The organism is Pseudomonas sp. NFACC46-3, assembly GCF_900114515.1.
Lineage (GTDB): Bacteria > Pseudomonadota > Gammaproteobacteria > Pseudomonadales > Pseudomonadaceae > Aquipseudomonas > Aquipseudomonas fluorescens_Q.
Genome location: NZ_FOTH01000032.1, coordinates 59205 through 66891, shown reverse-complemented (window position 1 = coordinate 66891; position 7687 = coordinate 59205). Strand labels below are relative to the sequence as shown.

The window sequence follows — 7687 nt, the reverse complement described above, 5'->3', positions numbered from 1 at the left end:
GTTCGCCAATGTCATGGGCTAGCGAGCTTCTGTGGCGAGGGAGCTTGCTCCCGCTCGGCTGCGCAGCAGACGCCACTGTCGCCGGGCTGGAACATCTTCAGTGGTTGGGAAAAACGGAGCGGCTGCGCCACCCAGCGGGAGCAAGCTCCCTCGCCACAAGGGGTGCCAGAGGCCTTAAACGGTCTTGGCCATCCGGCTCGCCATCAACGCCCAGCCCAACAGCGACAGGCACAAAATGATCAGCGGCCATGAGCGCCATTGCAGGTACGGCGTCAGGTCGTGCATCGGCACCACTTCGCCGTACAGGATGCCACGCTCGAATTGCGGGATCTGTGCGGTGATCTGGCCGAACGGGTTGATCAGCCCGGTGACGCCGTTGTTGGTGGCGCGGATCATCCAGCGACCGGCTTCCAGGGCGCGCATCTGGGCCATTTGCAGGTGTTGCAACGGGCCGATCGAGGTGCCGAACCAGGTGTCGTTGCTGATGGTCAGCAACAGGTCGCTGCGCGCTGACAAGCTGGCGGCAAATTCCGGATAGACCACTTCATAGCAGATGAACGGCGCGATCTGGTAACCCTTGGCTTGCAGCAGTGGCTGGTCGGCCGGGCCCCGGGCGAAGTCCGACATGGGCAGGTCGAAGAAGGCGATCAGGCCGCGCAGGATGTCCTGTAGCGGCACGTATTCGCCAAACGGCACGAGCTTTTGCTTCAAGTAAGTACCGTCGCCTTCGCCGGTCACGGTGATGCCGTTGAAATAGCGCTTCTCGTGGCGCACCAGTTGGCGAATCGGCACACCGGTAATCAACGCCGAATGCCGCTCGGCGGCGAAGCTGCCCATCATGTCCAGATAACCCTGGGCAGATTCCTTGAGCACCGGTACTGCGGTTTCCGGCCAGATCAACAGGTCGACGCGCTTGGACGCAAAGCTCATGTCGCGGTACAGCGCCAACTGCGCGTTGAGCTGCTCGGGGTCCCACTTCATGCTTTGTTCGATGTTGCCCTGGATCGCCGCGACGCTCAGCGGGTCGCCCGAAGGACTGGTCCAGGCATGGCCCTTGAGGGCCAGGCCGGTCACCCATGGGCCGATTAGCAGCATCACGCCCGCGGCGATAAAGCCCTTGCGCCCGGTGCGGATCAACCGGGGCGCGTTGTACAGCAGCGCGGCGGTCAAGGCCAGGGTGAAGGAGATCAGCCACATCCCGCCCAGCGGCGCGAGGCCGGCCAGCGGGCCGTTGAGCTGGCTGTAGCCGGAGTACAGCCAGGGGAACCCGGTGAGGAACCAGCCGCGGAAAGCTTCCTGGCCCAACCACAGCGCGGCGAACGCCAGGGCATCGGCCAGCGGCGCCTCGTTGCGGCGCAACCAGCGTGCCCACAGCCAGGCGGGCAGGGCGAAGAACCAGGCGATGGCGGCGATGAACAGCAGCATCAATAACCCGGCGAGCAGCACCGAGGCGCCGCCGAAGTTGTGGATGCTGACGTAGATCCAACTGGTGCCGGCACCAAACAGGCCAAAACCGAAACACCAGCCTCGGCCCAGGGCCTGGCGTGGCGAGAGCTCGCGCAGCCCGGCGTAGAACAAGCCGACCGCCAGCAATGCCAGCGGCCAGAGGTCGAACGGCGCCAAGGCCAGGGTGGTGATCGCACCGGCCGCCATGGCCAGCAGGTTACCGGGCCAGCCGGGGCGGGTTATCCAGCGCATTTTTGTCCTTAGCGGGTCTCGCAGGGGTTATCGGCCAATGGGCGACAGGCGCAGCAAGTGAATCCGACGGCTGTCGGCATTCAGGATGCGGAAGCGCCAGGAGCCGATTTCCGTGGTTTCGTTGCGCTTGGGCAGATGCCCGAACGCACTCATCACCAGGCCGCCGACGGTGTCGAATTCATCGTCGGAGAATTGGCTGTCGAAGAATTCGTTGAAGTTCTCGATCGGCGTCAGGGCCTTGATCAGGAAGTCGCCGCTGGGCAGGGGCTTGATGTAGCTGTCTTCCTCGACGTCGTGCTCGTCCTCGATGTCGCCGACGATCTGCTCGAGGACGTCTTCGATGGTGACCAGGCCGGCCACGCCGCCGTATTCGTCGATGACGATGGCCATGTGATTGTGGTTGGCGCGGAATTCACGCAGCAGCACGTTCAGGCGCTTGGACTCGGGCACGAAGGTGGCCGGGCGCAACAGGTCCTTGATGTTGAAGCTGTCGCCGTTTTCCTGAAGGATCAGCGGCAGCAGGTCCTTGGCCAGCAGCACGCCCATGACGTCGTCATGGCTCTCGCCGACGACCGGATAGCGCGAGTGAGCGGAGTCGACCACGGCGGGCAAAAATTCACGGGGGGTCTGGGTCGCCTTGATGCTGACCATCTGCGAGCGCGGGACCATGATGTCCCGGACTTGCAGGTCAGCGACCTGGATGGCGCCTTCGACGATGGCCAGCGCTTCGCTGTCCAGCAGTTTGTTCTGGTGTGCATCGCGCAGCAGCTCCAGCAGCTCCTGGCGGTTTTTCGGCTCATGGGCAAAAGCCTGGGTGAGCTTGCCCAGCCATGACTTCTGCCCGTTGCTCGATCGATCTTCGCTCATAGCGATTACTCTGAATCCTTTGTCGTTACAGGTTGATGTATCAGTGTTCGTCGCCGGCGTAGGGGTCGGGATGACCCAGCTCTGCAAGCAACGTTCGTTCCAGTGCTTCCATTTCTTCGGCTTCGTCATCTTCTATATGGTCGTAACCCAGTAGATGCAAGCAGCCGTGAATCACCAGATGGGCCCAGTGAGCCTCGGGGGTCTTGTCTTGTTCGGCTGCTTCACGCTCCACCACCGGGACGCAGATCACCAGATCGCCCAGCAGTGGGATGTCGAGCAGTTCGTCGGGTACGTCGGCGGGGAACGACAGCACGTTGGTGGCGTAGTCTTTCTGCCGCCAGGTGTGGTTCAGTTCACGGCCTTCGGGCTCGTCCACCAGGCGGATCGTCAGCTCCGAGTCGGCGCTGCGCTGGCGCAGGGCCAGTTCGCACCATTGGCGGAACTGGGCTTCGCTGGGGGCGGCGTGTTTGCAGGCCACTTGCAGGTCGAGTTCAAGCATTGTGGCGATTGCCTTTGCCTTCAGGCGCATCGTCGGCCTCGCGATGCTCGAAGCGCTCGTAGGCTTCGACAATGCGCTGGACCAACGGATGACGCACCACGTCCTTGGGCATGAAGTGCGTGAAACTGATGCCCGGCACGTCCTTGAGCACCTGGATCACATGGTTCAGCCCGGACTTGGTGCCGCGGGGCAGGTCGACCTGGGTGATGTCCCCGGTGATGACGGCGGTGGAGCCGAAGCCGATGCGGGTCAGGAACATTTTCATCTGCTCGACCGTGGTGTTCTGGCTTTCGTCGAGGATGATGAAGCTGTTGTTCAGGGTCCGACCACGCATGTAGGCCAGCGGCGCGACCTCGATGACCTGGCGCTCGATCAGCTTGGCGACGTATTCGAAGCCGAGCATTTCATACAGCGCGTCATAGAGCGGGCGCAGGTACGGGTCGATTTTCTGGGCCAGGTCGCCGGGCAGGAAGCCGAGTTTTTCACCCGCTTCGACCGCCGGTCGCACCAGCAGGATACGCCGCACCTGTTCACGTTCCAGCGCATCGACGGCGCAGGCCACGGCCAGGTAGGTCTTGCCGGTACCGGCCGGGCCGATGCCGAAGTTGATGTCGTTGCCCAGGATTTCCTTCACGTAGCGCTGCTGATTCAAGCCGCGCGGGCGAATCATGCCTTTTTTCGTGCGCAGGGCCACGGCAGGTTCCGACGGGGCATGGTTGTCGAGTTCTTCGACAGCCGACTCCTGCAGGAACAGGTGGACCGTATCCGGCGACAGCTCGCTCCCCTTGGTTTCCCGATAGAGACGGCGCAGCAGGTTTTCCGCGGAGGTGGTGTGCTTGGGTTCGCCGATCAGTTCGAACTGGTTTCCGCGGTTGCGGATCTCGATGGCCAGGCGCTGTTCGATCAAGCGCAGGTGCTCGTCGAATTGCCCGCACAGATTGGCGAAGCGGCGAGCCTCAAAGGGCTCGAGAATAAAGCGATGTGGTTCGATGGGTGCGTTCAAGGTCGTTTTTAGCCGCCCGGGGGCAATTAAGGTGAAATCAAGGATAACGCCAGTAGGCTGGGTGCGAAAGCTCTTAAACAGGCGAATCTGATTCCAGCGACCGGCGCGGTCTTTTGTGGGAGCGGGCTTGCTCGCGAAAGCGGTCTTTCATCCAGTACAGGTATCGCCTGGTATGCCGCCTTCGCGAGCAAGCCCGCTCCCACAAGGATTCGCGTTGTTACTGGATCAACGAACCGCGCAGGGAGTGCGGTTGCGCGGCGTCGATGTGCACGTCGGCGAACTGGCCGATCAGGGCCGGGGTGTCGCAGCGGAAGTTGACGATGCGGTTGTTTTCGGTACGTCCTTGCAGCTCGCCGGGGTCTTTTTTCGAATAATCGGTCACCAGAATCCGCTGGACGGAGCCGACCATTTGTCGGCTGATCTCGAAACCTTGCTGGTTGAGGCGATGTTGCAAGGCGTTGAGCCGCTCCTTTTTCAGTTCTTCGGGCGTGTCGTCCGCCAGGTCGGCCGCCGGAGTGCCAGGACGCTGGCTGTAGACGAAGGAATAGGAGAAGTCGAAGCCCACGTCTTCGATCAGCTTCATGGTCTGCTGGAAGTCTTTCTCGGTTTCGCCAGGGAAGCCGACGATAAAGTCCGAGCTGATGCAGATCCCCGGCACTGCTGCGCGCAACTTGCGCAGCTTGGATTTGTACTCCAGCGCCGTGTGGTTGCGTTTCATGGCCGCAAGGATCCGGTCGGAGCCCGATTGCACCGGCAGGTGCAGGTGCTTGACCAGTTCGGGGACTTCGGCGTGGGCCTGGATCAGGCTGTCGGAGAACTCCAGCGGATGAGACGTGGTGTAGCGGATGCGGTCGATGCCATCCACCGCTGCCACGACGCGGATCAGTTCGGCGAGATCCGCCAGGCGCCCGTCATGGGTCAGGCCGCGATAGCCGTTGACGTTCTGCCCCAGCAGGGTCACTTCGCGCACGCCGTTTTCCGCCAGGTGGATGATCTCGGCGAGCACGTCGTCGAACGGTCGGCTGACTTCTTCACCGCGGGTGTAGGGCACCACGCAGAACGTGCAGTACTTGCTGCAACCTTCCATCACCGACACGTAGGCACTTGGGCCGTCGATACGCGGTTCGGGCAGGTGGTCGAATTTTTCGATTTCCGGGAACGAAACGTCCACTTGCGGCAGCTTGGTGCTGCGGGCGGCGTCGATCATCTCCGGCAGGCGGTGCAAGGTCTGCGGGCCAAAGACCACGTCCACGTACGGCGCGCGATCACGAATGGCCGCGCCTTCCTGGCTGGCCACGCAACCGCCCACGGCGATGACCATTTCCGGGTTGGCCAACTTCAGTTCGCGCCAGCGGCCGAGCTGGGAATACACCCGGTCCTGGGCGCGTTCGCGAATCGAGCAGGTGTTGAGCAGGATCACGTCCGCGTCTTCGGCGCGGGCGGTGACTTCCAGGGCCTGGTGTTCACCCAGCAGATCGACCATGCGCGAGCTGTCGTACTCGTTCATCTGGCAACCGTGGGTTTCGATGTAAAGCTTCTTGGCCATGGACGGGATCATCACGTGATTCAAAGAACCGCGCATTATAGGGAACAAGTCCCTGGGTTCCTACCGCTGTGCGAGCAGTGGCTATGCTATAGTTCGCGCCCTCATTTTTACCCGCCGATGTGTTTCGCCAGCCATGACCAAACGTGAAGCTCCAATCTACAAGGTGATTTTCCTCAACCAGGGCCAGGTGTTCGAAATGTACGCCAAGCAGATCTATCAAAGTGATCTGTGGGGTTTCCTGGAAGTGGAAGAATTCGTCTTTGGCGAGCGCACGCAAGTGGTCGTCGATCCGAGCGAGGAAAAGCTCAAGGCGCAGTTCGAAGGCGTGGTGCGCAGCTTCGTGCCGATGCATTCGATCGTGCGCATCGACGAAGTCGAACGCCTGGGCACCCCGAAAATCAGCGAAGCCCGCGGCGCGGTCGGCAATGTGATGCCGTTTCCGATGCCGATGCCTGAGAAGTAGCGACAGCCATTCAGGCTTGAGCTGCATGTCCTATATGACATCGGTTTATGGATAAAGGCATTCGGTAATTAGTCGATAGAAGGGTTCATTGCGTAGCACATCGCTCTGATTTTCACTACCTTCACGCTGACTGCGTAGTTCATTTCGGTAGCTGGTGTAATGCCAGTAAGCCGGTCGGACATCTGATTCTGGCTGGTGGCCGGGTCGAATGTCGTGATCGATAAGGGTTGCCTCCAATAGATCCATAAAGCAGCGAATGCGATACAACCCTTCTGCTGTATAGCGAGAGTCTTCAGTGTCAGGTTTTGCATAGCATGTAAATTGAGCGCCTTCGCTGGTGCGATGCCCTGATGCTGACCGTGTGATATCGGTCACCTTCCATTTATCGAACGGACAGTCTTCAGAAAATAGCAAACTGGATAAGGCGTTGAATGCATCCGGAACATCCTGCTTGTGCACACTTAAATGAAATTTATCGCCCTCAAAATTCCCAGAGCATCGAGAAAGTTCGCGTCGCGCATGGATGAACACATCTTCAACGCTATTGGTGATAATGAAATCGTTGTGTTTTTGGAAAAAGCTGCTTTCGCGCATGGCTGAATAGTCCACCGGATGCATAGACTCTTTAAAAACGGGAGAGGGTTCGCTTCGAATCTGTTGCATTAACCCGTCAAAGCTATGTTTGAGGTCCTTTAGGGCAGGCGACGTTTCTGGTTGGACATTCGAAAACTGTATGTTGAGAGGAGTCAAGGATAAGGCGGTTGGACGATGTGCAATGGGCATGGGTCATGCTCTTGTTCAAGACAGGCAGACAATCTAAAGCGCACGACAAAAAAGGGCTTTCATAAAGCGCGCATCCACTTAATTCCTACCTATTTGCTCGCGGAGCCTCGCAGAAAGTATGTCAGGTCTCTTAGGGCAGCGGCGAAAAAGGCGTACGCCCATCGGCGTTCTGCAATTCCATCAGGTATTTGCGAAAGATCTGCCCCAGCACCTGGGTGGCCACTTCCAACTCGTCACGGGGCATTTGCTCGGCGACTTCGTCGGCGGTGTCCAGGGCTTCTTCGGCGCCGTTGACCGCGGCCATCTTCAGGACGATATAGGCCTGGACGTTGTTGGCTGGCACGCCTTCGCCATGGAAGAACATGCCGCCGAGCTTGAATTGCGCCTGGGCATGACCTTGCAGCGAGGCTTTTTCGAAGTAGTCGAGGGCTTTCTTGAGGTCGCGCGGCGCAGCCTTGCCTTCGTAGTAGAACTCGCCCAACTCGTATTGCGCTTGTGCATCACCTGCGTCCGCCGCTTTTTGACAGGCGTCGAGTGCCGGTGCGAGATCTTGTGGCTGGGTATTGAGCGTGCAACGGCCCAGCGCCGGGATCAACAACGAGTTACCGCCTGCCTGTGCATTCGCGAGCAGGGGCTGAAGGAGCAACAGGCAGCCCAAGGCAAGGGTGCGGCCGGTGCGGTTCATGGGAATCGACTTACCTCTGAGGGGCGCGCGGACCCTCCGGGGGATCCAATAAGCGCGCATTATGAAATAAGCAGGGCCATCCTTACAAAGTCTTTACTCGTTTTTCTGCTGCGAGGGAATGCTAATAGCTGCTTCGGGCATAA

The 7687-nt window shown here is 59.9% G+C and carries 8 protein-coding genes; 1 reads left to right on the top strand and 7 read right to left on the bottom strand.

Annotated elements, in window-relative coordinates; all coding sequences use genetic code 11:
* Nucleotides 1-174: 174 nt before the first annotated feature.
* From lnt to miaB, 5 genes are all read right to left on the bottom strand, one after another.
* The gene (gene lnt / locus BM300_RS24775) at nucleotides 175-1698 is read right to left on the bottom strand and encodes an apolipoprotein N-acyltransferase (RefSeq protein ID WP_092464255.1); all 1524 of its coding nucleotides are present in this window, start codon (nucleotides 1696-1698) and stop codon (nucleotides 175-177) included.
* A gap of 27 nt (nucleotides 1699-1725) precedes the next feature.
* Nucleotides 1726-2565 (bottom strand): HlyC/CorC family transporter, encoded by an 840-nt coding sequence (locus BM300_RS24770; protein ID WP_003205870.1) that lies wholly within the window; start codon nucleotides 2563-2565, stop codon nucleotides 1726-1728.
* A 40-nt stretch (nucleotides 2566-2605) separates the two neighbouring features.
* Nucleotides 2606-3064, bottom strand: coding sequence for an rRNA maturation RNase YbeY (gene ybeY, locus BM300_RS24765; RefSeq protein ID WP_072345401.1), 459 nt, complete (start codon nucleotides 3062-3064; stop codon nucleotides 2606-2608).
* Nucleotides 3057-4067, bottom strand: a complete 1011-nt coding sequence (locus BM300_RS24760; protein ID WP_063324241.1) for a PhoH family protein — start codon at nucleotides 4065-4067, stop codon at nucleotides 3057-3059. Before BM300_RS24760 ends, ybeY begins: the two co-directional genes overlap by 8 nt.
* 217 nt (nucleotides 4068-4284) lie before the next feature.
* On the bottom strand, nucleotides 4285-5613 hold the full coding sequence (gene miaB, locus BM300_RS24755) for a tRNA (N6-isopentenyl adenosine(37)-C2)-methylthiotransferase MiaB (RefSeq protein ID WP_170862100.1): 1329 nt from the start codon (nucleotides 5611-5613) through the stop codon (nucleotides 4285-4287).
* 133 nt (nucleotides 5614-5746) lie between these two features.
* On the opposite strand from miaB, the gene BM300_RS24750 reads away from it, so the two are divergent.
* A complete protein-coding gene (locus BM300_RS24750; protein ID WP_003185742.1) occupies nucleotides 5747-6076 on the top strand; it encodes a DUF1820 family protein in 330 nt (109 codons plus the stop codon).
* 45 nt (nucleotides 6077-6121) lie between these two features.
* On the opposite strand, the gene BM300_RS24745 is transcribed toward BM300_RS24750, so the two are convergent.
* Both BM300_RS24745 and BM300_RS24740 read right to left on the bottom strand, forming a co-directional pair.
* A complete protein-coding gene (locus tag BM300_RS24745) occupies nucleotides 6122-6859 on the bottom strand; it encodes a type III secretion system effector phosphothreonine lyase (protein WP_092464253.1) in 738 nt (245 codons plus the stop codon).
* A 130-nt stretch (nucleotides 6860-6989) separates the two neighbouring features.
* Nucleotides 6990-7544 (bottom strand): tetratricopeptide repeat protein, encoded by a 555-nt coding sequence (locus tag BM300_RS24740; protein ID WP_003205863.1) that lies wholly within the window; start codon nucleotides 7542-7544, stop codon nucleotides 6990-6992.
* Nucleotides 7545-7687 lie beyond the last annotated feature (143 nt).